The sequence below is a fragment of the Cupriavidus sp. FW306-01-F10A genome, assembly GCF_058782785.1.
Genome location: NZ_JBYSYA010000005.1, coordinates 273,592 through 296,684 on the forward strand (window position 1 = coordinate 273,592; position 23,093 = coordinate 296,684).

The 23,093-nt window shown below is 67.4% G+C and carries 25 protein-coding genes and 1 tRNA gene; 11 read left to right on the forward strand and 15 right to left on the reverse strand.

What is annotated here, in order from left to right; translation table 11 throughout:
• Positions 1-21: 21 nt before the first annotated feature.
• The 3 genes from AC3WLF_RS10295 to AC3WLF_RS10305 are packed head-to-tail and all read right to left on the reverse strand — an operon-like array spanning position 22 to position 3,371.
• The gene (locus tag AC3WLF_RS10295) at positions 22-2,127 is read right to left on the reverse strand and encodes a sensor histidine kinase (RefSeq protein WP_492358170.1); all 2,106 of its coding nucleotides are present in this window, start codon (positions 2,125-2,127) and stop codon (positions 22-24) included.
• Positions 2,124-2,426: a PP0621 family protein gene (locus AC3WLF_RS10300; protein ID WP_492358171.1), complete on the reverse strand. Its 303-nt coding sequence runs from the start codon at positions 2,424-2,426 to the stop codon at positions 2,124-2,126. The genes AC3WLF_RS10295 and AC3WLF_RS10300 overlap by 4 nt, the downstream gene beginning before the upstream one ends.
• 6 nt (positions 2,427-2,432) lie before the next feature.
• Positions 2,433-3,371: a cytochrome C assembly family protein gene (locus AC3WLF_RS10305; protein WP_492320356.1), complete on the reverse strand. Its 939-nt coding sequence runs from the start codon at positions 3,369-3,371 to the stop codon at positions 2,433-2,435.
• A 141-nt stretch (positions 3,372-3,512) separates the two neighbouring features.
• Here AC3WLF_RS10305 and ffh point away from each other — a divergent pair, with 141 nt between their 5' ends.
• Together ffh and AC3WLF_RS10315 are read left to right on the forward strand one after the other, a co-directional pair.
• Entirely contained in the window at positions 3,513-4,907 is a 1,395-nt protein-coding gene (ffh, locus tag AC3WLF_RS10310) for a signal recognition particle protein (RefSeq protein ID WP_010814737.1), read from the forward strand.
• 55 nt (positions 4,908-4,962) lie between these two features.
• Positions 4,963-5,505, forward strand: a complete 543-nt coding sequence (locus tag AC3WLF_RS10315; protein WP_492320357.1) for a hypoxanthine-guanine phosphoribosyltransferase — start codon at positions 4,963-4,965, stop codon at positions 5,503-5,505.
• Positions 5,506-5,592: 87 nt separating this feature from the next.
• Here the strand turns inward: AC3WLF_RS10315 and AC3WLF_RS10320 are convergent, their stop codons facing one another.
• Positions 5,593-6,216, reverse strand: coding sequence for a LysE family translocator (locus AC3WLF_RS10320; RefSeq protein WP_492320358.1), 624 nt, complete (start codon positions 6,214-6,216; stop codon positions 5,593-5,595).
• Between the two features lie 106 nt (positions 6,217-6,322).
• Positions 6,323-6,484, reverse strand: coding sequence for a hypothetical protein (locus AC3WLF_RS10325; RefSeq protein WP_492358172.1), 162 nt, complete (start codon positions 6,482-6,484; stop codon positions 6,323-6,325).
• On the opposite strand from AC3WLF_RS10325, the gene AC3WLF_RS10330 reads away from it, so the two are divergent.
• Positions 6,483-6,674, forward strand: a complete 192-nt coding sequence (locus AC3WLF_RS10330) for a hypothetical protein (protein WP_492320360.1) — start codon at positions 6,483-6,485, stop codon at positions 6,672-6,674. The two genes, AC3WLF_RS10325 and AC3WLF_RS10330, sit on opposite strands and share 2 nt — an antisense overlap.
• A gap of 3 nt (positions 6,675-6,677) precedes the next feature.
• Here the strand turns inward: AC3WLF_RS10330 and AC3WLF_RS10335 are convergent, their stop codons facing one another.
• The 5 genes from AC3WLF_RS10335 to AC3WLF_RS10355 form a co-directional block, all read right to left on the reverse strand.
• Complete coding sequence (locus AC3WLF_RS10335) at positions 6,678-7,340, reverse strand: LysE family translocator (RefSeq protein ID WP_492320361.1); 663 nt, start codon at positions 7,338-7,340, stop codon at positions 6,678-6,680.
• An 82-nt stretch (positions 7,341-7,422) separates the two neighbouring features.
• Positions 7,423-8,253 carry an AraC family transcriptional regulator gene (locus AC3WLF_RS10340; protein WP_492320362.1) on the reverse strand — a complete coding sequence of 277 codons (831 nt, stop codon included), beginning with the start codon at positions 8,251-8,253 and terminating at the stop codon, positions 7,423-7,425.
• A complete protein-coding gene (locus AC3WLF_RS10345; RefSeq protein ID WP_492320363.1) occupies positions 8,250-9,143 on the reverse strand; it encodes a 2OG-Fe(II) oxygenase in 894 nt (297 codons plus the stop codon). The genes AC3WLF_RS10340 and AC3WLF_RS10345 overlap by 4 nt, the downstream gene beginning before the upstream one ends.
• Positions 9,140-9,883 carry a transglycosylase SLT domain-containing protein gene (locus AC3WLF_RS10350; protein ID WP_492358173.1) on the reverse strand — a complete coding sequence of 248 codons (744 nt, stop codon included), beginning with the start codon at positions 9,881-9,883 and terminating at the stop codon, positions 9,140-9,142. Before AC3WLF_RS10350 ends, AC3WLF_RS10345 begins: the two co-directional genes overlap by 4 nt.
• Positions 9,884-9,888: 5 nt before the next feature.
• Positions 9,889-11,610: a proline--tRNA ligase gene (locus AC3WLF_RS10355; protein WP_035817091.1), complete on the reverse strand. Its 1,722-nt coding sequence runs from the start codon at positions 11,608-11,610 to the stop codon at positions 9,889-9,891.
• 192 nt (positions 11,611-11,802) lie between these two features.
• On the opposite strand from AC3WLF_RS10355, the gene AC3WLF_RS10360 reads away from it, so the two are divergent.
• Both AC3WLF_RS10360 and AC3WLF_RS10365 read left to right on the forward strand, forming a co-directional pair.
• On the forward strand, positions 11,803-12,486 hold the full coding sequence (locus AC3WLF_RS10360; RefSeq protein ID WP_010814743.1) for an RNA pyrophosphohydrolase: 684 nt from the start codon (positions 11,803-11,805) through the stop codon (positions 12,484-12,486).
• Positions 12,479-13,060, forward strand: coding sequence for a CNP1-like family protein (locus AC3WLF_RS10365; protein WP_492356125.1), 582 nt, complete (start codon positions 12,479-12,481; stop codon positions 13,058-13,060). The genes AC3WLF_RS10360 and AC3WLF_RS10365 overlap by 8 nt, the downstream gene beginning before the upstream one ends.
• Positions 13,061-13,141: 81 nt before the next feature.
• On the opposite strand, the gene proB is transcribed toward AC3WLF_RS10365, so the two are convergent.
• The 4 genes from proB to rplU all read right to left on the reverse strand — a co-directional run bounded on the left by proB (position 13,142) and on the right by rplU (position 16,200).
• Positions 13,142-14,260, reverse strand: coding sequence for a glutamate 5-kinase (gene proB / locus AC3WLF_RS10370; RefSeq protein ID WP_492320366.1), 1,119 nt, complete (start codon positions 14,258-14,260; stop codon positions 13,142-13,144).
• 97 nt (positions 14,261-14,357) lie between these two features.
• Positions 14,358-15,455 (reverse strand): GTPase ObgE, encoded by a 1,098-nt coding sequence (obgE, locus tag AC3WLF_RS10375; RefSeq protein WP_492320367.1) that lies wholly within the window; start codon positions 15,453-15,455, stop codon positions 14,358-14,360.
• A 133-nt stretch (positions 15,456-15,588) separates the two neighbouring features.
• Positions 15,589-15,849, reverse strand: a complete 261-nt coding sequence (rpmA, locus tag AC3WLF_RS10380) for a 50S ribosomal protein L27 (RefSeq protein WP_010814747.1) — start codon at positions 15,847-15,849, stop codon at positions 15,589-15,591.
• A gap of 39 nt (positions 15,850-15,888) precedes the next feature.
• Positions 15,889-16,200, reverse strand: coding sequence for a 50S ribosomal protein L21 (gene rplU, locus AC3WLF_RS10385; RefSeq protein WP_006576525.1), 312 nt, complete (start codon positions 16,198-16,200; stop codon positions 15,889-15,891).
• A 530-nt stretch (positions 16,201-16,730) separates the two neighbouring features.
• Between rplU and ispB the strand changes: the two genes are divergently transcribed.
• Both ispB and AC3WLF_RS10395 read left to right on the forward strand, forming a co-directional pair.
• Positions 16,731-17,660, forward strand: coding sequence for an octaprenyl diphosphate synthase (gene ispB, locus AC3WLF_RS10390; protein WP_492358184.1), 930 nt, complete (start codon positions 16,731-16,733; stop codon positions 17,658-17,660).
• A 130-nt stretch (positions 17,661-17,790) separates the two neighbouring features.
• A tRNA-Pro gene (locus AC3WLF_RS10395) sits at positions 17,791-17,867 on the forward strand.
• Between the two features lie 75 nt (positions 17,868-17,942).
• On the opposite strand, the gene AC3WLF_RS10400 is transcribed toward AC3WLF_RS10395, so the two are convergent.
• Positions 17,943-18,101 carry a hypothetical protein gene (locus AC3WLF_RS10400; RefSeq protein WP_492320368.1) on the reverse strand — a complete coding sequence of 53 codons (159 nt, stop codon included), beginning with the start codon at positions 18,099-18,101 and terminating at the stop codon, positions 17,943-17,945.
• 220 nt (positions 18,102-18,321) lie between these two features.
• Here AC3WLF_RS10400 and pilB point away from each other — a divergent pair, with 220 nt between their 5' ends.
• From pilB to coaE, 4 genes are all read left to right on the forward strand, one after another.
• Positions 18,322-20,046 carry a type IV-A pilus assembly ATPase PilB gene (gene pilB / locus AC3WLF_RS10405; RefSeq protein WP_492353051.1) on the forward strand — a complete coding sequence of 575 codons (1,725 nt, stop codon included), beginning with the start codon at positions 18,322-18,324 and terminating at the stop codon, positions 20,044-20,046.
• Positions 20,047-20,111: 65 nt separating this feature from the next.
• The gene (locus tag AC3WLF_RS10410) at positions 20,112-21,383 is read left to right on the forward strand and encodes a type II secretion system F family protein (protein WP_492320370.1); all 1,272 of its coding nucleotides are present in this window, start codon (positions 20,112-20,114) and stop codon (positions 21,381-21,383) included.
• A 3-nt stretch (positions 21,384-21,386) separates the two neighbouring features.
• Entirely contained in the window at positions 21,387-22,301 is a 915-nt protein-coding gene (locus AC3WLF_RS10415) for a prepilin peptidase (RefSeq protein WP_492358174.1), read from the forward strand.
• Between the two features lie 63 nt (positions 22,302-22,364).
• A complete protein-coding gene (coaE, locus tag AC3WLF_RS10420; protein WP_010814753.1) occupies positions 22,365-22,991 on the forward strand; it encodes a dephospho-CoA kinase in 627 nt (208 codons plus the stop codon).
• Positions 22,992-23,093 lie beyond the last annotated feature (102 nt).

Sequence of the window (23,093 nt, forward strand, 5' to 3'; positions counted from 1 at the left end):
TGGTGGCTGGGTTGGGACAGGTCAGGCGGCGGCCGCATCGGCACTCTCGATGCGCAGCGTCAGCACGAACGCCTTGGCCGGCAGTGTATCGCGCGCGGCGGCGGCCAGCATGCCGGTGCGCTCTAGCAGCGCCGGCAAGGCGATGGCGCCGTAGCGCACCTGGGCGTCATTGGCGCCGCACAGCTCGCGCGCCATGAACAGGCCCAGCCCGGTGCCCTGGGCGTTGCTGGTGAAGAACGGTTCGAACAGGCTGCGCTGGTGCTCGCGCGCGACTTCGGCGCCGTCGTTCCAGACGATCAGCTCGGCATGGTGCTGGTCCAGCGCATGCGCCAGCAGCCGGATCGAGCCCGGCAGCCGGCTGCAGTAGCGCCAGGCGTTGTCCAGCAGGTTGCCCAGCACCTGCTGCAGCTGCGAGGCGTCGAACACCACCGGCTGGGCCACGTCCACGGTCAGCCGGATGGCATTGGCGTTGATGTCGGCCCGGCCCGCCGGGCGGGTCTCGCCGGCGCGCGGGCGGCGCGAGCGCATTTCGGCGCGCCAGCGCTCGACGATCTCGGGCAGCGCCTGCGCCAGGTGCACGGTGCTGCGGCCGGTGCGCGGGCGGCGCGACATCTGCAGCACGTCTGACACCACCTGGTCCAGCCGGCGCACGTTGTCGTTGATGATGCGCAGCAGGCGGGCGTCGATATCGACGTCGGCGCCGCCATGGTCCTGCGCGCCGGGATCGCGCCGGCCAGAGTCGCCCAGCAGCTCGCTGGCCTGGCTGATTGCCGCCAGCGGGTTGCGGATCTGGTGAGCGATGCTGGCCACCAGCCGGCCCATGGCGGCCAGCTTTTCCTGCTGCACCTGCTCGGCGATGCGTTCCCAGCTTTCGATATGGACCAGCACGGTGTCGCGCATCTCGTTTCGCAACAGGGCCTCATCCTCCTGCGACCAGGCCATGGCCTCGTTCTGGGCGATGGCCAGGCGCAGGCGGCCGGCGGCTTCGGGCGACAGTTCGCTCCAGGCGGCAGTATCCAGCGTGGCCGGCACGGTGCGGCCATGCGCCATGGTCGAGCGCAATCCTGCCAGCCCCGGCAGCACAAAGCGCAGCCGCAGCCGGGTGTGCTGCATGGTGCCGTCGGCCAGCGCGGTGCCGGACGCCATCGGCAGCAGCTGCAGGATGCGCGGCACGTCGTCCTTGCTGTGCAGCCAGTCGCGCAGCATCTCCATCAGCGGCTGCAGGCGCGGGATGCGGCGCAGGTCGAACAGCACGGCTTCTCCGCCCTGACCTGCCGCACCACCCAGCCGGCGCGAGTAGATGCGCTCATGCGGCTGCACGCCCAGCAGCACCACCGCCGCGGGGTTGGCGGCCACCACCGCGCCGTTGGCGCGCACCAGCATCACGCCGTCCTGCATGTCGTTGACCATCAGCCGGTTGACCAGCTGCTGCAGGCGCAGCTCCTGCTCGCGCGCCAGCGCCAGCCGCTCCTGCGCGATCTGGCGGTTGGCCAGCATATACATCAGCAGCGCCGCGATCATGAACACCAGGCCGAACAGGCCCGAGCCCAGCAGCCCGGCATCGGCCTGGCGCAGCAGGATGGTGTGCATGAAGGGCCCGCTCATCACCACCAGCGCGGAGATCGACGCGGCAAACAGCGCGAACAGCAGGCTGGTCAGTGCACCGGCTTCCAGCGCCGGCAGCAGGAAGATCATGGCCAGGCCCTCGGCCTGCCCGCCCCGCCCCAGCACGCTGAAGACCAGCGCCAGCAGGGCCAGGTCGGCCAGCACCTGCACCCGCACGCGCAGGTGGAAGTGCCGGCGCCACAGCGTGCCGGCCAGCATCGCCACGGCAATGCCAAGATAGGGCACGGCGATGGTCATGGCCGCCGCGTGCTCGATGCCGCCCAGGCCCCCGAGGTCGAACGGCACGGGCGGGATCGCATTCGTGATGGCGGTGACGGATGCCGGCTCGCCGCGCCGCATCAGCGCAAAGCCGACCAGCAGCACGCCCACGGCCACGCGGGTCCAGCAGAAATAGCGCAGCAGGCGCCAGTGGAAGTCAGGCGGTTCGGGCTGGCGCCACAGCTGGGCCAGGCCGCGCCAGGCGTTCAGCCGCTGCCAGCCCGACGACGCCGGCTCTGTCATGGGCGGGGGCCGCTGCTGCTGTCGCTGCCCTCGGCCCGGCTTTCGTCAGGCAGGTGGCTGCGGCGGCAGTAATGCAGGCCGCGCCAGGCAATGGCGTCGCCCTGCGGCAGGTGCACGCCGCACTGGGCGCACTGGACCATCGGTTCGGCGGTGGCGTCGGCCGGGCCGGCGGCGGCAGTGCGCTCGCTGGCCTCGCGGGCCTGGCGTGCGCGGTGTTCAGCCAGCCGGGCCTCGGCGCGGGCGCGCAGCCACCAGATGACGCCCAGCACCACGGCCAGCAGGATCAGGATACGTGCCATGGGGAATCAGAGGCGATGCAGGACGACTTCAATCACGAAACGGCTGCCGACATAGGCCAGCAGCAGGATGCCGAACGAGGCGATGACCCAGCGCAGCGCCACCTTGCCGCGCCAGCCGCGGAAGATGCGCCCGGCCAGGATGCCGCCGAACATGGCCCACGAGATCAGCGCGAACACCGTCTTGTGGTCCAGCCGGAAGGCGCGGCCGAACAGGTCTTCAGAGAACAGCAGGCCCGAGCCGATGGTCAGCGTCAGCAGCACAAAGCCGGCGCCGATCAGCCGGAACAGCAGCTTCTCCAGCGTCAGCAGCGGCGGCAGCAGGTCAAGCCAGCGGCCCAGCCATTCGCTGGGTTGCTGCTCCGGCGGCCGCGCCGGCGCGTGCCGGAAGCCATGCAGGCGCCGTTCGGCCAGCAGCATCAGGAAGGCATGGAACGCCGCCAGCGTGAACAGCCCGTAGGCCACGTTGGCGATGATGAAATGCAGCTTGAACAGCGGCCGCGCCGCGTAGCCCAGGATCTGCGAGCCGGGGAAGGCCAGCGGCATCAGGCTGGCCACCAGCGCCACCGGGATCACGATCAGGCCCAGGCCCGCCAGCGAGAAGAAGAAGCTTTCTATCCAGTAGATGCCCACGCCCAGCCACAGCATGGCCGACAGCGCAAAGGCAAAGCCGAACATCATGCGCTCGGCCGGGAAGATGGTTTCATGCAGCAGCATGCCGTGGCTGGCCAGCGCCGCCAGCATCAGCACGTGCCACCAGGCCGGGCGCCCTTCGCCGTGCGCGCCGCCCGCCGGGGGGATGGGGCCGCCGCCGGCCACCAGCACGGCCGAGCTCGCCCCCCCTGCCGGGCCGGCAGCGGTGGCAACGCGTGGGTGGCGCGTGGCCCAGCCGTGAAAGGCCAGGCCGCAATAGAGAAGTGCCGTCAGGGCATACAGTACAATGACCATTTACGCAGTTTACCTTAGTGCCCACGGACGGTGGCGGCCCGCTTGAACCGGTGTAACCGGTGTTCCAGGTCCGCCCCGTGTGCAAGACTGCCTCCGATTTCAGCCCCGAGCCCTGCTCCGACTTCTCCCCCGATTCCTGCCATGCTGGACAATCTCACTCAACGCCTGGCGCGTGTGGTCAAGACCATGCGCGGCGAGGCGCGCCTGACCGAGGCCAACACCGCCGAGATGCTGCGCGAAGTGCGCCTTGCCATGCTCGAAGCCGACGTGGCGCTGCCGGTCGTGCGCGAATTCGTTGCCCGCGTGAAGGAAAAGGCCATGGGCGAGGAGGTTGTCAGCAGCCTCACCCCGGGTCAGGCCCTGGTCGGCGTGGTCCAGCGCGAGCTGACCGCCGTGATCGGCGGCGCCGACGCGGCCAGCGGCAACAACAAGGAAGCCGAGCTGAACCTGGCCGTGCAGCCGCCCGCCATCATCCTGATGGCCGGCCTGCAAGGCGCCGGCAAGACCACCACCGTGGGCAAGCTGGCCAAGTGGCTCAAGGAAAACAAAAAGAAGAAGGTGCTGACGGTCTCGTGCGACGTCTACCGCCCCGCCGCTATCGCCCAGCTGAAGACGGTTTCCGAGCAAGTCGGCGCTGACTTCTTCCCGTCGCAGCCGGACCAGAAGCCGGCGGACATCGCCCGCGCGGCGGTGGACTGGGCGCGCAAGCACTACCACGACGTGCTGATCGTCGACACGGCCGGGCGGCTCGGTATCGACGAGCTGATGATGCAGGAAATCGCCGCGCTGCACGCCGAGCTCAAGCCCGCCGAGACCCTGTTCGTGGTCGACGCCATGCTCGGCCAGGATGCCGTCAACACCGCCAAGGCCTTCAACGACACCCTGCCGCTGACCGGCGTGGTGCTGACCAAGCTGGACGGCGATGCGCGCGGCGGCGCGGCACTGTCGGTACGCCATATCACCGGCCGCCCGATCAAGTTCGTCGGCGTGGGCGAGAAGCTGGACGGCCTGGAACCCTTCTACCCCGACCGCATGGCCCAGCGCATCCTGGGCATGGGCGACATCCTCGCGCTGGTCGAGGAAGCCCAGCGCGGCGTGGACATGGAAGCGGCCGAGAAGCTGGCCAAGAAGATCAAGAAGACCGGTGACTTCGACCTGGAAGACTTCAAGGCCCAGATCGGCCAGATGAAGAAGATGGGCGGCCTGGGCAGCCTGGTCGACAAGCTGCCGGCGCAGTTCGCCCAGCAGGCGCAGGGCGCCAACATGGACCAGGCCGAGAAGCAGGTGGCCCGCATGGAAGGCATCATCAACAGCATGACGCCGACCGAGCGCGCCAAGCCCGAGCTGATCAAGGCCAGCCGCAAGCGCCGCATTGCCGCGGGCGCCGGCGTGCCGGTGCAGGAAGTGAACCGCCTGCTCAACCAGTTCGACCAGATGCAGTCCATGATGAAAAAGCTCAAGGGCGGCGGCATGATGAAGATGATGCGCCAGATGGGCGCGATGAAGGGCGGCATGAAGGGCCTCTTCAACCGCTAGAATCCGTCCGTCGCACCCCGACTTGCCTCCCCCGCAAAAGAACAGGAAAGACATCATGATGAGCGCCGTACAGGCCCGCGAGCTGTGGGCCAACTCCGAAGAAATCGTCTCCGCCGCGGAAGTCCAGGAGTCGCTGGACCGCATGGCCACGGAAATCACCGCCAAGATGGGCGATGCCTTCCCGCTGGTGCTGTCGGTGATGGGCGGCGCGGTGGTCTTCACCGGCATGCTGCTGCCCAAGCTGGCCTTCCCGCTGGAGTTCGACTACATCCACCTCTCGCGCTACAACAACAAGACCGTGGGCGGCGAGATGCAGTGGCGCGTGGCCCCGCGCGAGTCGGTCAAGGACCGCGTGGTGCTGGTGCTGGACGACATCCTGGATGAAGGCGAGACCATGGCCGCGATCCGCGAGCGCATCATGGACATGGGCGCCAAGGAATTCCATGCCGCGGTGCTGTGCGAGAAGACGCTGACCAAGATCAAGCCCATGCATCCGGACTTCTGCGGCTTTGCCGTGCCGGACCGCTATGTGTTTGGGTGCGGCATGGATGCGAAGGGCTACTGGCGTAACCTGGACTCGATCCGCGCGCTGGTGTGATTTAGGTCGCCTCTCGGTTTGCTCCCTCTCCCCAAGCGGGAGAGGGAGCACACAATCGGTTCATGGGGAGGGGAGCAACCCCATTGGTCAGGCCTGGTGCGGCGCCAGGATCGGCCACAACGAGGCCAGCAGCAGCAAGGCCATGCCGATATTGAACGCGCGCAGCACCCGCGGACGCGCCAGCCAGCGCCGCAGCGCCGAGCCGCACAGTGCCCACATCGCCACGCTGGGCAGGTTCACCACCCCGAAGATCCCCGCCAGCAGCAGCACGTTGAGCCACAGGTTGCCGTGCAGCACGTAGGTACTGCACGCGCCCACCGCCATCACCCACGCCTTGGGATTGACCCACTGGAACGCCGCCGCGGCCCAGAAGCCCATCGGCCGCGCCACCTGCTGGTCCTGCACGCCGCCGGCGGTGGCCAGCTTCCACGCCAGCCATATCAGGTAGACCGTCGCCACCACGCGCAGCACCTGCCAGGTCCACGGGAAGGCGTGAAACATTGATCCCAGCCCCAGCCCGACCAGCCCCACCATCAGCGCAAAGCCAATGCTGACACCGAGCAGGTGCGGCACCGTGCGCACGAAGCCGAAGTTCACGCCCGAGGCGAGCAGCATCGTGTTGTTGGGACCAGGGGTGATCGACGACACCAGCGCAAAGCCGGCAAAGGCGGCGAAGACACCGGTTCCGGCGGCGAGTTGGGATACTTCCATGACTGACTCCAGGGCATTCGGGGAATCAGTCTACGGTCAGCCAACGGTACAGTACCGGTACACTTTGATGAAAATACGCCGATACAGGGATGCCGCCGGCCGCCGGTCAGCTTGCTTCGGGCTGATGGACTTGCGCACCAGTGAAACGCGCAGCTTTCACCGCCAGCGGCTGCTGCGGATCGTTTGCCTTGATCGCGCTCTGCGTCAGCGTCGCGGCCAGGCCGGGCGCGGCCTGCAATGCTTCCAGGTAGCGGAAGGCCGACGCCATGTCGCGCGCCTCCAGCTCGATGCGGCAGGAAGCCGGCGCGGCTGAGGACGCCCCCCACCTGCTGGCGCGCATCGATGCGCTGCTGGAGTTGCTGACGCTGCTCGGCGGCTGGATGCACGGCATGCAGCGGCTGGACGATGAGGCCCTGCGGCGCGTATTGCGTCACGGCGCCGCGCCGGAGCCGCCGTGACGCTCAGCGGGCAGCGTGCCAGGCCACGGCCAGCGCCAGCAGCCACAGCACGGCGCCGGTCAGCCGCTCCACCCACCGCGCCGAGCGCCCGAAGCGCGCCGCCACCGCCGGATGCCCGATGCCATGCGCCACCAGCAGGTCCCAGCCCAGCACCACGGCAAACATCCATGCGCCGTAGGCGAGCTGCACCGCGGGCGGGGTGCGGCTGGCGGCCAGCACCGAGAACAGGCTGGCATAGAACAGCCCGTTCTTGGGATTCAGGACGGCGGAAAGGAACCCGCTGGCCAGCTGGGCGAGCCACGGCGCGGGCGCGGCGCGCGCGGCGCCGTCCGCCGCGGGAATGGCCACGTCGCCACTGGCGCGCAGCAGCCGCCAGCCCAGCCATGCAAGGTAGGCGCAGCCCGCCCACTGCAACGCCGCGAACAGCAGCGGATAGTCGCGCATCGCGGCAAACCCGGCCAGCGCCAGGCCGATAAAGACACCATTGCCGAGCGCGATGCCCAGGCATACGCCGCTGGCACGCCGTGGCCCGTGCACCAGCGCGCTGCGCACCACCAGGAAAAAGTCCGGCCCCGGGCTGAGCAGCGCCAGCGCATGCGCGCCAGCCACCATGGCGAACTGCTGCCAGGGCAGCGCGCGCGTGCCGAGATCGAAAGACATGTCCATGCGACCCTCCGTGAAGAGCCAGCAGTGTCGTGCGCGGGGATGCGAGCGGTCTTGAAGAAAGTTGCTGTGGCGGCAGGCCAGGTCAGGCAGCGCGCTGGTAGCCGCGCGGCGTCATGGCCACGCGCTGCTTGAAGGCGCGCTGGAAGTGGCTCTGGTCGGCAAAGCCCAGCATCAGCGCCACCTCGGCCAGCGCCGCGCCCTGCCGCAGCAGGCGGCACCCGTGCTGGATGCGAAGGTCGAGCTGGTAGGCGTGCGGCGTCATGCCGGTCTCGGCGCGGAAGGCACGGATCAGGTGATAGCGGCTCAGGCCGCAGGTGTGCGCCAGTTCGGCCAGCGGCAGCCGTTCGGCGTGGCGTGCGCGCAGCAGCTCGCACAGTTGCGACACCCGTGCGGAGACGGCGGCGGGCGCCGGCATTGTCTGCGTGGCCGCGCCGGTATCGATGGCGGCATGCAGGTCGCCGATGAAGGCAACCAGCGCGGCCTCCTTCTCGACCCTGTCCGCAGCCGAGAACAGCGCGCGGTTCAGCCCGCAGACCAGCCCGTAGACCGGCGGCGACTCCGTCACGCACGCCGGCAGCGCGGTCCGTGCCGCGCCGTCCTCATCCAGCACGGAGGCGACCCACGCCGGATCGAAATGCAGCATCTGGTAGCTCCAGCGCCCGTCCGGCACGGGATTGCAGGCATGCACCTGGCCCGCCGGGATCACCACCACCGCGCCGGGCCCGATCAGCGCCGCTTCGTCGCCGCAGGCAAAGCGGCTGGTGCCGCTGTCGACGGCGCCGACCGACAAGGTGGGATGGGTATGCGGCAGGTAGCCGGCGCTGCTGTGGCTGGCGCGCCGGCTTTCGGCGAACGCCAGCGCGGGATCGGCCCACCAGCGGGTGGCCGCAGGCGCGGCCATGGGGTGGCTCACCCCTCGCTGCGGTACGGGCGTTCGCGCAGCCATTTGGTGGCGATCCACTTTTCGCCGGATGCCACCGGCAGGCCGGCGTGCAGCGTGCGTTCATCCAGCGTGCCGTCGGGCAGCAGGTAGCTGAAGTACACCGCGTTGCCCTTGACCGGCGCCACCTCCAGCCCCACGCGCGGGAACGCGGTGGCGCCGCCCGCCTCGGGCGTGTTCAGGTAGATCACCAGGGTGGCGATGCGCTGTCCGCCGACGGACAGCTGCCGCGCCTCGCCCGGGCGCTGCGGGTTGAAGTAGTCGAAGTGCGGCTGGTATTCGCCGCCGGGCTTGTAGTTGAGGATCTGCAGCCCTTCGCCGTGCTCGGCGGGCACGCCGGTGACGGCGGCGATGCGCGCCTCGATGCGCGCGATCAGGGCGTGCTCGGCCACCTGGAACATCGCGCCCATGCTGGTGCGGGCGTCGATCAGGTTCTCGTCGCCGGTATCGGGGTTGACCACCGGCGAGCGCGCCAGGCGGCCGCGCGACAGCGCCACCAGGGCATCGCACTCGTCGTCGGTCAGCAGTTGCTGGAACAGCTGGACCTGCGGCGACGCCAGCCGGAACAGGATCGGGACCTGGCGGTCGCCGCCATCGGCCGCGTAGACCGCGGGCGTGCCGGCGGCAGCGGCAGGGCGGGCCGGCGCAGGCCGGACCGGCGCGGCACCACCGGCGTCTTGTGCAAAGGCCGCGGCCACGGCCTGGCGGGCAAAGGCGTCGTCATAGCCCGAGCGCAGCATCGACAACACCAGCGCATCGGCGGCAAAGCCCTGGGCGATATGCCGGGCCAGCCATTGTTCAAGTTCGGGCGAGGATTCGGTGTAGCCGGTCTTGCCGCCGGCAACGGAGGCTTCGCGGATCATGACGGATTGGCAGCGACGCGTTGCGACGAGAACGGGTTGCGGGCAGGCGGCTCGGACACCGGTGCGCGCGGGCGCGACGGCGCGATCTCGGGGTCGCCGGCAACGGTAACCGTGGCTTCGGAATACTGCCAGCGCTTCCACGCCGCCAGCACCGCGTTCGGGTATTCGGGGCGGCCGCGGCTGCCGTTGTAGCGGCCCAGCGCCAGGTACAGGTCGCCCTGCTCGCGGTCCAGGTAGTAGCGCAGGATGGTGCAGCCGTAACGCAGATTGCTCTGCTGGTGAAACAGCTTGCGCGGGTCGCTGTCGCCGATGGCGCGCACCCAGAACGGCATCACCTGCATCAGCCCGCGCGCGCCGGCCGAGCTGATCGCGTACTTGCGGAAGTTGCTCTCGACCTGGACCAGGCCCAGCACCAGCGCGGGCTCCAGCCCGGCGCGCTTGGCCTCGTAGTAGGCCACCTCGATCAGTTCCACGCGCACCTGCGGCTCGGGGATGCGCGAGGCCAGGCGGGCGGACATCTCGCCCAGCCATTTCAGGTAGGCCAGGCGCTCGCCGCCGGACGCGAATACCGGCCGCGTGGGCCGGTCATCGGCAATGGCGGCGGCCAGCGCGCCGCGCACGGAATCGGCGAGGTCTTCTTCCTTCTGCGCGCCAGCGTGGGCTGCCATGGCCGCGACGGCCAGCAGCAGCCCGCCCGCGCAGCGGCGGGCGGCACCGGTCATGCCGCGGGCGGCGCGCATGGGGCTCAGTTCGCCAGCTGGCTGCGCACGTGGCCGACCACGTCGGCCACGCTGACGGCGGTGGCCTGCGCGTCGCGCCGGCCCTGGTACTCGACCTTGCCTTCCTTCAGGCCGCGGTCGCCCACCACCACGCGGTGCGGCACGCCGATCAGCTCCCAGTCGGCAAACATCACGCCCGGGCGCTCGCCGCGGTCGTCCAGGATGACGTCCACGCCGGCGGCCAGCAGCTCGGCATGGATGCGGTCGGCCTCGGCCTTGACGGCTTCGGAGCGGTCGTAGCCCACCGGGCAGATCACCACCGCGAACGGCGCGATCGCTGCCGGCCAGATGATGCCGCGCTCATCGAAGTTCTGCTCGATCGCCGCGCCGAGGATACGGGTGACGCCGATGCCATAGCAGCCCATCTGCATCGGCTGGGTCTTGCCGTTCTCGTCCAGGAAGGTGGCGTTCATCGATTCCGAGTAACGCGTGCCCAGCATGAACACATGGCCCACCTCGATGCCGCGGCAGATTTCCAGCGTGCCCTGGCCGTCCGGCGAGGCGTCGCCGGCCACCACATTGCGCAGGTCGGCCACGATCGGCTCGGGCAGGTCGCGGCCCCAGTTGACGCCGGTGTAGTGGTAGTCGCGGTAGTTGGCGCCGCAGACGAAATCGCTCATGTTGGCGACGGTGCGGTCGGCCACCACCTTGACCGGCTTCTTCATGTCGATCGGGCCCAGGTAGCCCGGCGGCGAGCCGAAGGCGTCGACGATCTCGTTCTCGGTGGCAAAGCGGAAGTCGGCCAGGCCCGGCACCTTGGACGCCTTGACCTCGTTCAGTTCGTGGTCGGCGCGGATCAGCAGCAGCCAGATCTCGGCGCCGGCTTCGGTGTCCTTGGCCAGCACGATGGACTTGACGTTGCGCTCCAGCGGGATGTTCAGGAATTCCGCCACCTGCTCGCACTTGACCTTTTCCGGGGTGAAGGTCTTGACCAGGTCTTCCTTGGGCGCGGCGCGCTCGGCCAGCAGGGGCAGCGCCTCGGCGGCCTCCATGTTGGCGGCGTAGTCCGAGGTCGGGCAGTAGACGATGGCGTCTTCGCCAGTGTCGGCGATCACATGGAACTCATGCGAGCCCGAGCCGCCGATGGCGCCGTTGTCGGCCGCCACGGCGCGGAATTCCAGGCCAAAGCGGCGAAAGATGCGCACGTAGGCGTCATACATGTTCTCGTACGACTTGCGCAGGCCGTCCGTGTCGCGGTCGAAGGAATAGGCATCCTTCATGGTGAACTCGCGCCCGCGCATGATGCCGAAGCGCGGCCGGCGCTCGTCGCGAAACTTGGTCTGGATCTGGTAGAAATTGACCGGCAGCTGCTTGTAGCTGCGGATTTCCGAGCGGGCGATGTCGGTCACCACCTCTTCCGAGGTCGGCTGGACCGCGAAATCGCGCTCATGGCGATCCTTCAGGCGCAGCAACTCGGGGCCCATCTTGTCCCAGCGGCCGGTTTCCTGCCACAGCTCGGCCGGCTGGATCACCGGCATGGACAGCTCCACCGCGCCGGCGCGGTTCATTTCCTCGCGCACGATGTTCTCCACCTTGCGGATCACGCGCAGCCCGATCGGCATGTAGTTGTAGATGCCGGCGCCCAGCTTCTTGATCATGCCGGCGCGCATCATCAGCTTGTGCGAAACGATTTCCGCGTCGGCGGGCGCTTCCTTGAGGGTGGAAATGAAGAATTGCGAGGCTTTCATCCGTAATTTCTCTCTGGGCCGCCGGGTTCGGGAAAATCCGTCCCGGCAAAATCCGGGGGCCGGCGGCGCTGAATTGTGGGCACGCGCCTGAAACTGCCCTTCCGCTCGGGGAAAACCAGCATCCCCCGGTCCGGGCCCGGCTGCGCGCTTCCTTTATAATCAGCGTAATTCTAAAGGATTCGAGGTGCAGTCATGCTCGATCGTGAAGGCTTTCGCCCGAACGTCGGCATCATCCTCCTCAACGCACGAAACGAGGTTTTCTGGGGCAAGCGAATCGGCGAACACTCCTGGCAGTTCCCGCAAGGTGGCATCAAGTACGGCGAAACGCCTGAACAGGCCATGTACCGCGAACTGCATGAGGAAATCGGCCTGCTTCCGGAGCACGTCAGGATCGTCGGTCGCACGCGCGACTGGCTGCGTTACGAGGTGCCGGACAAGTTCATCCGCCGCGAGATCCGCGGCCACTACAAGGGCCAGAAACAAATCTGGTTCCTGCTGCGCATGGCCGGCAGGGACTGTGACATCCATCTGCGTGCCACCGAGCACCCTGAATTCGACGCCTGGCGTTGGAGTCATTACTGGGTGCCGCTGGAGGCGGTGATCGAGTTCAAGCGCGATGTCTACCAGCTGGCGCTGACGGAGTTGTCCCGCTTCCTGAACCGGCACGCGCGTGTGCCGCTGAGTCCCTATGGCACACACGGCACGCACGGCCCCCACGGCATGCATGGCCGGCATGGCGGGCCGCGCAGCCAGGCGCTCAGCCGTGCCCAGCAGGCACAACAGGCCGACGCCGACTGCAATGCCGAGGCCGCGCACGCGACCGAGCACGATTCACCGGCAACGCCGGTTTCCACCTCACGGAGCACTGATGACTAGTTTCACCGGCCTGGGCCGCCGCCGCGGCCTGACCGCTGCCGGATTGCTGATTGCCGCGGCCAGCCTTGCGCTGGCCGGCTGCAAGACCACCGGCAAGGAGATGGCGGAGGAAGAAAGCACCTGGCTCAACCCGTTCGCGCCCAAGACCTTTGAAGAGGCCAAGGCGATGCTGCCGGCACCACCGCAGGACGCCAACCTGATCCCGTTCTCGGTGGCGGGCACCGGCTCGCTGTCGTTCGCGGTGGACGGCAAGTCGGTCTCGGTCGGCAAGGACAACGTGGTGCGCTACACGGTCGTCACCACCAGCCAGAGCGGCGCGCGCAACGTGACCTTCGAAGGCCTGCGCTGCGATGCGTTCGAGCGCAAGCTCTACGCCACGCTGCCCAGGGGCGCGACGGATTGGGTGCCCAACAGCAGCGACTACGGCGAGACCTGGCACCGCATGGAGACTGGCGTGCGCAATGCCTATGCCGCCACGCTGGCGATCGATTTCTTCTGCGAGGGCCGTACTGTGGCCGGCACCGCCGACGCCATGGTGCGCGACCTGCAATCGCGCGCGCCGCGCAAGCGCTGAAGCGCGCAGCGTCGACATAAAAAAACGGCGGGACTGCCTGGCAGCCCCGCCGTTTTTATTTGCGCCCGGCCTGTACGCCCGTCAGACCAGCACCAGGTTGTCGCGATGGATCAGTTCGGGCTCGTTCAGGTGCCCCAGCACGGACTCGATTTCGGACGAGGGCTTGCGCGCGATCAGCCGCGCCTCGGCGCTGGAATAGTTGGTGATGCCGCGCGCCACCTCCTTGCCCTGCGCGTCGACGCACGCGATCACCTCGCCGCGGGCGAACTCGCCCTGCACTTCTGTCACGCCGATCGGCAGCAGCGACTTGCCGCCGCTGGTGAGCTTCTCGACCGCGCCGTTGTCGATCACGACCCGGCCGCGCAGCTGCAGGTGGTCGGCCATCCATTGCTTGCGCGCCGTGAGCCGCCCGGTCGGCGCCAGCAGCTGAGTGCCGATGGCCTCGCCCGCGGCCAGGCGCTCCAGCACATTGGCCTCGCGCCCGGAGGCGATGGTGGTGTGGGCACCGGACTTGGCCGCGCGCTTGGCCGCCAGGATCTTGGTCAGCATGCCGCCGCGCCCGATCGACGTGCCGGCGCCGCCGGCCATGGCTTCCAGCTCGGGGGTGCCGGCCAGGGCCTCGTCCACGAACTGCGCGGCCGGGTCCTTGCGCGGGTCGGCGGTGTACAGGCCGCGCTGGTCGGTCAGGATCACCAGCGCGTCGCCCTCGATCAGGTTGGTCACCAGCGCGCCCAGCGTGTCGTTGTCGCCGAACTTGATTTCGTCGGTGACCACGGTGTCGTTCTCGTTGATGATCGGCACCACGCCCAGGGACAGCAGCGTGAGCAGGGTCGAGCGGGCGTTGAGGTAGCGTTCGCGGTCGGCCAGGTCGGCGTGGGTCAGCAGCACCTGCGCGGTGCGGATGCCGTAGCGGTCGAACTGGCTCTCATAGACCTGCGCCAGGCCCATCTGGCCGACGGCAGCGGCGGCCTGGAGCTCATGGATTTCCTTCGGGCGGCGCACCCAGCCCAGGCGCTGCATGCCTTCGGCGATGGCGCCGGAGCTGACCAGCACCACTTCCTTGCCGGCCACGCGCAGCTTGGCGATCTGGGCCGCCCAGCGGGCGATGGCGTCGTGGTCCAGCCCCTTGCCGTCGTTGGTGACCAGGCTGGAGCCGACTTTGACGACGATGCGCTTTGCCTGCGCGATGACCGATTGCATGACGGGAATCCTGTCTCCCGGGCAGCCGGCGGCGGGCGCCGCGCCCGAATTGTCCGTGGGTATTCTTCTGTGGTGGGGCGCCAGCGGCGGCCCCGGCTTATGCCTCGCCCGGCCCCTGGTCGACGTTGTGCAGGCGCTCGTCCAGCCGGATGTCCGGCTCGGCCAGCGCCGCGGCTTCTTCGGCCTTGATCGCCTGCAGGTGGTCCTTGATCGCGTAGATCAGCTCGCGGCAGCCTTCGCCGGTCAGCGCCGAAATCTGGAACACCGGCCCCTTCCACTTGTAGCGCTTGATGAAATCCTTCACGCGGGCCGCGCGCTCGTCCTCGGGAACCACGTCGAGCTTGTTCAGCACCAGCCAGCGCGGCTTGTCGTACAGGGTTTCGTCGTACTTCTTCAGCTCGTTGACGATGGCCTTGGCCTCGGACACCGGGTCGACTGCCTCGTCGAACGGTGCCAGGTCGACGATATGCAGCAGCAGGCCGGTGCGCTGCAGGTGGCGCAGGAACTGGTGACCCAGGCCCGCGCCTTCGGCCGCGCCTTCGATCAGGCCGGGAATGTCGGCAACCACGAACGATTGCTCATGGTCCACGCGCACCACGCCCAGGTTCGGGTGCAGGGTGGTGAACGGATAGTCCGCCACCTTCGGGCGCGCGTTGGAGATATGCGAGATAAAGGTCGACTTGCCGGCGTTGGGCATGCCCAGCAGGCCGACGTCGGCCAGCACCTTGAGTTCGAGCTTGAGCATGCGGCGCTCGCCCGGCTTGCCGTCCACCTGCTGGCGCGGCGCGCGGTTGGTACTGGACTTGAAATGCAGGTTGCCCCAGCCGCCCATGCCGCCTTCGGCCAGGCACACGCGCTGGCCGTGCTCGGTCAGGTCGGCGATGACTTCGCCAGTGTCCATGTCGGTGATCAGCGTGCCCACCGGCATGCGCAGCGTGATGTCCTCACCCGCCGCGCCGTAGCAGTCGGAGCCGCGGCCGTTCTCGCCGTTGCGGGCCACGTGCTTCCTGGCGTAGCGGAAGTCGATCAGCGTATTGATGTTGCGGTCCGCCACGGCGAACACGCTGCCGCCGCGGCCGCCATCGCCACCATCCGGGCCGCCGAAGGGCACAAACTTCTCGCGCCGGAACGAGGCGCTGCCATTGCCGCCGTTGCCGGCGATGGCTTCGATTCGGGCTTCGTCTATGAACTTCATGATGATGGGTTTCCGTGATGGATCGGCGGATCAGCGGCTGGAAGCCTCCAACCGGGCTGGCGAACTGACATTGTCGCCAGAAAAGAAAAGGCCCCGCAAGGGTTGCGGGGCCTTCATCCTGCAAAGGCTGTTATCAGGCCGCCGGAACGACGCTGACTTGCTGCTTCTTGGCAGGGCCCTTGACGGCGAACTGCACGTGGCCGTCCACCAGGGCAAACAGCGTGTGGTCCTTGCCCACGCCGACGTTGTCGCCGGCATGCACGCGGGTACCGCGTTGGCGGATGATGATGCCGCCGGCGTTGATGGCCTGGCCACCAAACACCTTCACGCCCAGACGCTTCGATTCGGAATCACGGCCGTTCCGCGTGGAACCGCCGCCTTTTTTCTGTGCCATGTCTTACTCCTGTCGCTTTACCTGGTTACGCTCGATCGATCAGGCAACGATCGCTTCGATGCGCAGTTCGGTGTAATTCTGACGATGGCCCTGACGCTTCTGGTAGTGCTTGCGACGGCGCATCTTGAAGATCTTCACTTTGTCGTGACGACCTTGGGAGATAACGGTAGCCTTGACGGAAGCCCCGCTAACCAGCGGCGTACCAAACTTGATTTGGTCGCCGGCGCCCACTGCGAGCACCTGGTCGAGCGTGATTTCTGCGCCAATGTCTGCCGGTATCTGTTCTACTTTCAGTTTTTCGCCAGCAGCAACCTTGTATTGCTTGCCGCCGGTTTTTACGACCGCGTACATTGTCGAACCTCTCGGATGTGAATAAAACGCCGTATGCCGGCACTGGCGCACCCTGCGCGGCCGGTCAATCGCACGGCCTGGCGCCTGGATGGGCTCAGTGCGGCCCGGTTATCTCCCGCCGGTCAGAACCCGCAAAGCGAGCGCAGCTACCGGAGGAAACCGGGAATTGTAAACGAGATCCGGGAAAAGGGCAAAGAAAACAGGCACATAGCCTGTGTGCGGCGGCATCGCCACAATGGGGCCGCGCCCTGGCTCAGGTCAGGTCGGCGAGCAGGAATCCCGCCAGTGCAGCAAACGCCACCCAAAGGGCGGTGCGGCGCAGGTGGCGGCGAGGCACGGGCTTGTTCATGGCTGCATTATAGTTGCGCGCCTTGCGAACACCCTGAGCGCATACCCTGAGCGCGAATCTTTAGAAACGCGCCATACGTAGAACGCTACGCGCATCGCATATAATCGTCCGGTTTTGCGTAACGGTGATCATCTTGTCCCAGCCTTCCGCCACTGCCTTGCTTGCCCCGGTCGCTGCAGACATGCGCGCGGTCGATGCTGTTATCCGCCAGCGGCTGTCTTCTGAAGTCCCCCTGATCGAGCAGATCGGCGAATACATCATCGGTGCCGGCGGCAAGCGCCTGCGCCCGGTGATCCTGCTGCTGACAGCGCGCGCGATGGGCTACGACGGCAACCGCCACCATGAGCTGGCCGCCGTGGTGGAGTTCATCCACACCGCCACCCTGCTGCACGACGACGTGGTCGACGAGTCCGAGCTGCGGCGCGGGCGCGATACCGCCAATGCCGTGTTCGGAAACGCCGCCAGCGTGCTGGTGGGCGACTTCCTCTATTCGCGCGCGTTCCAGATGATGGTCGATGCCGGCAGCATGCGCATCATGGAGATCCTGTCCAACGCGACCAACGTGATCGCCGAGGGCGAGGTCCTGCAGCTGCTGAACATGCACGACCCCGACGTCACCGTCGAACGCTACCTGCAGGTGATCCGCTACAAGACCGCCAAGCTGTTCGAGGCCGCAGCGCAACTCGGCGCCGTGCTGGCCGGCGCCGACGCCCAGATGGAAGAAGCGGCGGCAGAGTATGGCCGCCGCATTGGCACCGCCTTCCAGCTGATCGACGACATGCTGGACTACACCGCCAGCGCCGAGCAGATGGGCAAGAACGCCGGCGACGACCTGCGCGAAGGCAAGCCCACCCTGCCCCTGCTGCACCTGCTGGAACACGGCACGCCCGAACAGCGCCAGCTCGCGCGCGACGCCATCGTGCAAGGCGGCACCGAGCATTTCGATGCCGTGTTTGCCGCAATCCACGCCAGCGGCGCGCTGGACGTCACCTTCGAAGCCGCACGGCGCGAGGCTGAAGCCGCCGAAAAAGCGGCACGGCAGTTCCCGCCGTCGGAACTGAAGGAAACCCTGATCCAGCTCTGCGCGTTCTCATTGCAACGGCAGTCCTGACGCAACCGCGGGGAAGGCAGCGGAAGCGGGCTGAACGGCGATTTTCCTCGCCCCCTTCCATTCCCCAAAAAACGCTGCTAAACTTACATTCTTTGCTGCAGACGGTCAGACGTTTGCCAGCAAACCAAATCGGGGTGTAGCTTAGCCTGGTAGAGCGCTACGTTCGGGACGTAGAGGCCGGAGGTTCGAATCCTCTCACCCCGACCAGATTTAAAAGGCCGAATCAACGTCAGTTGGTTCGGCCTTTTGTCTTTCTGCCCCCCTCCCCGATCCTCCGGCAACTCATCCCTTGATCGCCTTGCGCTGACGCTTGAATGCCTTCAGGTCGGCCGCGGAAAACAGCTGGCTACGACCCACTTCCGCATGGGGCGCGAGCTTGCCGTCGCGCACCAGCCGCCGGAAGGTGGCAATTGAAAAGGCGAGGGCAGGGATTCCTCTCAAAAGGACACCACCCCGCTCGCAAGGAAGCTGCCTGAAACGCCGCTTCTTCCCCGCGCAAGTAGGGTTGCGCCCGTGTCGCGCAAACGCCAACACCGCGCCCGCGTCGGCTTTACAAAAAGTGACCCCGGCGGCAAACTGCCCCGATCCGGGGACGTGGGTCCGTCCGCCCCGCCTGCGTGGCATCCGCCACCGCCTAACCGCACCGCACAGCGCACCTGCCATGACACTCGGTCTTGCCCTGGCCCAGAGCCGGCGTATCGCGCCCGCCCTGCTTGCTCAGCTGGAGCAGGCCGCGCGTGAAAAGCAGTCGCAGCTGATCGACGAGATCGTCGGCAGCGGCACCATGAGCGCGCACGACCTGGCGCTGTTTGCCGCGGACAAGTACCAGCTGCCGCTGCTGGACCTGGCCCAGTACAACCTGACCAAGGTGCCGCCGTTGCTGGCCGGCAACCGTGAATTCCACGCGCACCGGCTGCTGCCGCTGGGCCGGCGCGAGAACCGGCTGGTGCTGGCGATGTCCGACCCGTCCAACCAGGCCGGGCTGGATGCGATCAAGGAAAAGTACAAGCTGCCGGTCGAAGCGGTGGTGGTCGAGCACGACAAGCTGATGAAGCACGTGCGCTCCGCCGGCGAGGCCCTGGGCACGCTGAAGAACATCTCGCCGGTGCAGGCCGAGCGCAAGATGATCGAATACGATCCGGTGGCCGCGGCCGGCAACCAGCGCAACCGCACCACCGCCGACAATATCGACGACGCCCCGGTGGTGCGCTTCCTGCAGAAGCTGCTGACCGAGGCCTTCCATCGCGGCGCGTCCGACCTGCACTTCGAGCCGTTCGAGACTTTCTACCGCGTCCGCTTCCGCGTGGACGGGGTGCTGCAGGAGGTCGCGCGCCCGCCGCTGGACATCCGCGACAAGATCGCCACCCGCATCAAGGTGCTGTCGCGCCTGGATATTTCTGAAAAGCGCGTGCCGCAGGACGGCCGCATGAAGCTGCTGATTGCCCTGCCCAAGGACAAGGACGCCAAGGAGACGGTCGAGCGGGCAGTGGATTTCCGCGTGTCGACGCTGCCGACGCTGTTCGGCGAGAAGATCGTGATGCGGATCCTGGAATCTTCGTCCGACAAGCTCGACATCGACCAGCTCGGCTATGAGCCCGAGCAGAAGGCGCTGCTGCTGGACGTGATCAAGCGCCCCTACGGCATGGTGCTGGTGACCGGCCCCACCGGCAGCGGCAAGACGGTGTCGCTGTACACCTTCCTGAACCTGCTCAACCAGGGCGACATCAATATCTCCACCGCCGAGGACCCGGCGGAAATCCAGCTGCCCGGCATCAACCAGGTCAACGTCAACGACAAGGCGGGCCTGACCTTTGCCGCGGCCCTGCGTTCGTTCCTGCGGCAGGACCCGGACATCATCATGGTCGGCGAAATCCGCGACCTGGAAACCGCCGACATCTCGATCAAGGCCGCGCAGACCGGTCACCTGGTGTTGTCGACGCTGCACACCAACGATGCGCCGACCACGCTGACGCGGTTGATGAACATGGGCGTGGCGGCCTTCAATATTGCCTCGAGCGTGCTGATGATCACCGCGCAGCGGCTGGCGCGGCGGCTGTGCACCTGCAAGCGCGAGGGCGAGATCCCGCGCGAGGCGCTGCTGGAGGCGGGCTTCCGCGAACAAGACCTGGACGGCAGCTGGCAGCCCTACCACCCGGTCGGCTGCGAGCGCTGCAACGGCACCGGCTACAAGGGCCGCTGCGGCATCTACCAGGTCATGCCGATCACCGAGGCCATGCAGGAGATCATCCTGACGCACGGAACGGCACTGCAGATCGCCGAGCAGGCGCGCAAGGACGGCGTGCTATCGTTGCGCGAAGCGGGGCTGCTGAAGGTGAAGCAGGGCGTCACGTCACTCGAAGAAGTGCTGGCGACAACAAACACTTAGGGAAGCAGGACACAACGTAAATACAAGACGCAGAACAAGCGTCATTTACATCGGGGGTCAATATCATGGCGACGCGTGCACCAGCGGCGAGTGCCCGGACGGCGGCACCGTCACGGGCGAAATCAGGGAAGGGGCGCAAGGCACCCACCCAGTACATCTTTGAGTGGGAAGGCAAGGACCGCAAGGGCAAGACCTTCACCGGCGAACTGCGCGCCGAGAACCAGGCCGAGGTCACCGCCACGCTGCGCAAGCAGGGCCTGACCATCGTCAAGCTGAAGAAGCGCAAGGCCGCGCGCGGGCGCAAGATCACCGAGAAGGACATCGCCTACTTCACCCGGCAGTTGTCGACCATGCTCAAGGCCGGCATTCCGCTGCTGCAGTCGATCGACATCATCGCGCGTGGCCACGTGAATCCCAACTTCACCCAGCTGCTGTCCGACATCCGCTTCGACATCGAGGCCGGCAGCAGCATGGCCGCGGCATTCCGGCGCCATCCGAAGTACTTCGATACGCTGTACTGCAACCTGATCGATGCCGGCGAACAGGGCGGTATCCTGGACTCGCTGCTGGAGCGCCTGTCGCTCTACATGGAAAAGACCATCGCGCTGAAAGGCCAGATCAAGTCGGCGATGATCTACCCGATCGCGGTGCTGACGGTGGCCTTTGCCGTGACCGTGATCCTGATGCTGTTCGTGATCCCGGCGTTCAAGGGCGTGTTCTCCAGCTTCGGCGCCAACCTGCCGGCGCCGACGCTGCTGGTGATCGCCATCTCGGACTTCTTTGTCCAGTACTGGTACCTGGTGATCGGGGTGCCGGTGGCCGGCATCTCCTTCTACCTGCGCGCACTGAAGAAATCGGAGAAGGTGCAGCGCGCCACCGACCGCACGCTGCTGAAGCTGCCGATCTTCGGCAGCCTGTTCCGCAAGGCCGTGATCGCGCGCTGGACCCGCACGCTGGCCACCATGTTCGCCGCCGGCACCCCGCTGGTGGAGTCAATGGAGTCCGTGGCCGGCGCGGCCGGCAACTGGGTCTACTACGACGCCACGCGCGAGATCGAGCAATCGGTGCGCATCGGCACCAGCCTGACCAACGCGATGCAGGCCACCCATGTGTTCGACAACATGGTGCTGCAGATGACGCAGATCGGTGAGGAGTCCGGCGCGCTGGACAACATGCTGCTGAAGGTGGCGGAGTTCTACGAGCGCGAGGTCGACGATGCCGTCGCCGCGATCTCCAGCCTGATCGAGCCGCTGATCATCGTGGTGCTGGGTGTGCTGATCGGCGGCATGGTGGTGGCGATGTACCTGCCGATCTTCAAGCTGGGACAGGTGGTGTAAGCGATGTTGCCTGCGTGGTCTGCTTCTCCCTACCCTTCGTCGGCCTCCACCGGCGGCGCGCCGCTGGTCGAGGCGCTGGCGGCGTTGCCGCCCGCCTTCCTGGTGGCGGCCGCCGCGCTGCTCGGGCTGGTGGTCGGCAGCTTCCTCAACGTGGTCATCCACCGGATGCCACGCATGATGGAGCGCGACGAGGCCAACTATATCGCCGAGCTGCGCGGCGACCCGCTGCCCTACCCCGGCCGCTACAACCTGATGGTGCCGCGCTCGGCCTGCCCGCATTGCGGCCACGCGATTGCGCCGTGGGAGAACGTGCCGGTGCTGAGCTACCTGTTCCTGCGCGGGCGCTGCTCGGCATGCAAGGCGCCGATCAGTGTGCGCTATCCGCTGGTCGAGCTGGCCTGTGGCGTGCTGAGCGCGTTGGCGGCGTGGCGCTTCGGCCCCAGCGGACAGGCCCTGGCCGCGCTGGTACTGGTGTGGGCGCTGCTGGCGCTGACCATGATCGATGCCGATACGCAACTGCTGCCGGACCAGATCACCCTGCCGCTGCTGTGGCTGGGCCTGCTGCTGAACCTGGGCGGTGTGTTCGTGGCGCTGCCCGACGCCGTGATCGGCGCTGCTGCCGGCTACCTGGTGCTGTGGACGGCCTACTGGCTGTTCCGGCTGGTGCGCGGCAAGGAAGGCATGGGCTTTGGCGACTTCAAGCTGATGGCGGCGCTGGGCGCCTGGTTCGGCTGGCAGGCGCTGCCCGCGCTGGTGCTGCTGTCGTCGGTGGTCGGCGTGCTGTTCGGGCTGGCCAATATCGCGCTGCGCCGCCAGGAGCGCGACACGCCGTTCCCGTTCGGGCCCTTCATCGCGCTGGCCGGCGTGGTGGTGCTGCTGTTCGGCACCGGCGTGCTGCCGCTGTTTGCATGGCCATGACGGTGTCCGACGATCTCCGCTGAAGCTGGTATCGTTGCGGCAACATCGTCAACAGAGCCTCACATGCTGGAAATCGGACTGACCGGCGGCATCGGCAGCGGCAAGACCCGCGTGGCCGACATGTTTGCCGCGCGCGGTGCCGCGATCATCGACACCGACCTGCTCGCGCACGAGATCACCGCCCCGGGCGGGCGCGCCATCCCGGCGCTGGTCGAGGCCTTCGGCCCGGCCTGCCTGCGTCCCGACGGCGCCATGGACCGCGACGCGATGCGCGCACTGGTGTTTGCCGACCCCGCAGCCAAGGCGCGGCTTGAAGCCATCACCCACCCGCTGATCCGTGCACTGACCACCGAGCGCGCCCACGCGATCCGCGATGCCGGCGACCATCCCTACCTGATCTACGTGGTGCCGCTGCTGGTGGAATCGGGCTCATGGCGCGAGCGCGTGGGCCGCGTGCTGGTGGTGGACTGCACCGAAGCCACCCAGGTAGCGCGCGTGATGTCGCGCAACGGCTTCAGCCGCGAGCAGGTGCAGGCCATCATGGCCAGACAGGCCACCCGCGCCGAGCGCCTGGCATGTGCCGACGACGTCATCGACAACGACGGCCCGGTGGAGGCGCTGGTGGACCAGGTCGACCGGCTCGACCGCTACTATCGTGAACTGTCGGCGGCGGCCAGGGTCCATCCATAACGCGCAACCCGGCGCGCCAGCGCATGGCATCATGCACGCGACATTGTCCTCGGCCCGTGTCTCGCATAGAATGCGCTGGAATATGCGGGGAAATCACCGCAT

Bases quoted from the DNA above. Each gene is read 5' to 3' on its own strand.
- AC3WLF_RS10295 (WP_492358170.1), bottom strand. From the start codon at position 2,127: ATGACAGAGCCGGCGTCGTCGGGCTGGCAGCGGCTGAACGCCTGGCGC.
- AC3WLF_RS10300 (WP_492358171.1), bottom strand. From the start codon at position 2,426: ATGGCACGTATCCTGATCCTGCTGGCCGTGGTGCTGGGCGTCATCTGG.
- AC3WLF_RS10305 (WP_492320356.1), bottom strand. From the start codon at position 3,371: ATGGTCATTGTACTGTATGCCCTGACGGCACTTCTCTATTGCGGCCTG.
- ffh (WP_010814737.1), top strand. From the start codon at position 3,513: ATGCTGGACAATCTCACTCAACGCCTGGCGCGTGTGGTCAAGACCATG.
- AC3WLF_RS10315 (WP_492320357.1), top strand. From the start codon at position 4,963: ATGATGAGCGCCGTACAGGCCCGCGAGCTGTGGGCCAACTCCGAAGAA.
- AC3WLF_RS10320 (WP_492320358.1), bottom strand. From the start codon at position 6,216: ATGGAAGTATCCCAACTCGCCGCCGGAACCGGTGTCTTCGCCGCCTTT.
- AC3WLF_RS10330 (WP_492320360.1), top strand. From the start codon at position 6,483: ATGTCGCGCGCCTCCAGCTCGATGCGGCAGGAAGCCGGCGCGGCTGAG.
- AC3WLF_RS10325 (WP_492358172.1), bottom strand. From the start codon at position 6,484: ATGGCGTCGGCCTTCCGCTACCTGGAAGCATTGCAGGCCGCGCCCGGC.
- AC3WLF_RS10335 (WP_492320361.1), bottom strand. From the start codon at position 7,340: ATGGACATGTCTTTCGATCTCGGCACGCGCGCGCTGCCCTGGCAGCAG.
- AC3WLF_RS10345 (WP_492320363.1), bottom strand. From the start codon at position 9,143: ATGATCCGCGAAGCCTCCGTTGCCGGCGGCAAGACCGGCTACACCGAA.
- AC3WLF_RS10350 (WP_492358173.1), bottom strand. From the start codon at position 9,883: ATGCGCGCCGCCCGCGGCATGACCGGTGCCGCCCGCCGCTGCGCGGGC.
- AC3WLF_RS10355 (WP_035817091.1), bottom strand. From the start codon at position 11,610: ATGAAAGCCTCGCAATTCTTCATTTCCACCCTCAAGGAAGCGCCCGCC.
- AC3WLF_RS10360 (WP_010814743.1), top strand. From the start codon at position 11,803: ATGCTCGATCGTGAAGGCTTTCGCCCGAACGTCGGCATCATCCTCCTC.
- AC3WLF_RS10365 (WP_492356125.1), top strand. From the start codon at position 12,479: ATGACTAGTTTCACCGGCCTGGGCCGCCGCCGCGGCCTGACCGCTGCC.
- proB (WP_492320366.1), bottom strand. From the start codon at position 14,260: ATGCAATCGGTCATCGCGCAGGCAAAGCGCATCGTCGTCAAAGTCGGC.
- obgE (WP_492320367.1), bottom strand. From the start codon at position 15,455: ATGAAGTTCATAGACGAAGCCCGAATCGAAGCCATCGCCGGCAACGGC.
- rpmA (WP_010814747.1), bottom strand. From the start codon at position 15,849: ATGGCACAGAAAAAAGGCGGCGGTTCCACGCGGAACGGCCGTGATTCC.
- rplU (WP_006576525.1), bottom strand. From the start codon at position 16,200: ATGTACGCGGTCGTAAAAACCGGCGGCAAGCAATACAAGGTTGCTGCT.
- ispB (WP_492358184.1), top strand. From the start codon at position 16,731: ATGCGCGCGGTCGATGCTGTTATCCGCCAGCGGCTGTCTTCTGAAGTC.
- pilB (WP_492353051.1), top strand. From the start codon at position 18,322: ATGACACTCGGTCTTGCCCTGGCCCAGAGCCGGCGTATCGCGCCCGCC.
- AC3WLF_RS10410 (WP_492320370.1), top strand. From the start codon at position 20,112: ATGGCGACGCGTGCACCAGCGGCGAGTGCCCGGACGGCGGCACCGTCA.
- AC3WLF_RS10415 (WP_492358174.1), top strand. From the start codon at position 21,387: ATGTTGCCTGCGTGGTCTGCTTCTCCCTACCCTTCGTCGGCCTCCACC.
- coaE (WP_010814753.1), top strand. From the start codon at position 22,365: ATGCTGGAAATCGGACTGACCGGCGGCATCGGCAGCGGCAAGACCCGC.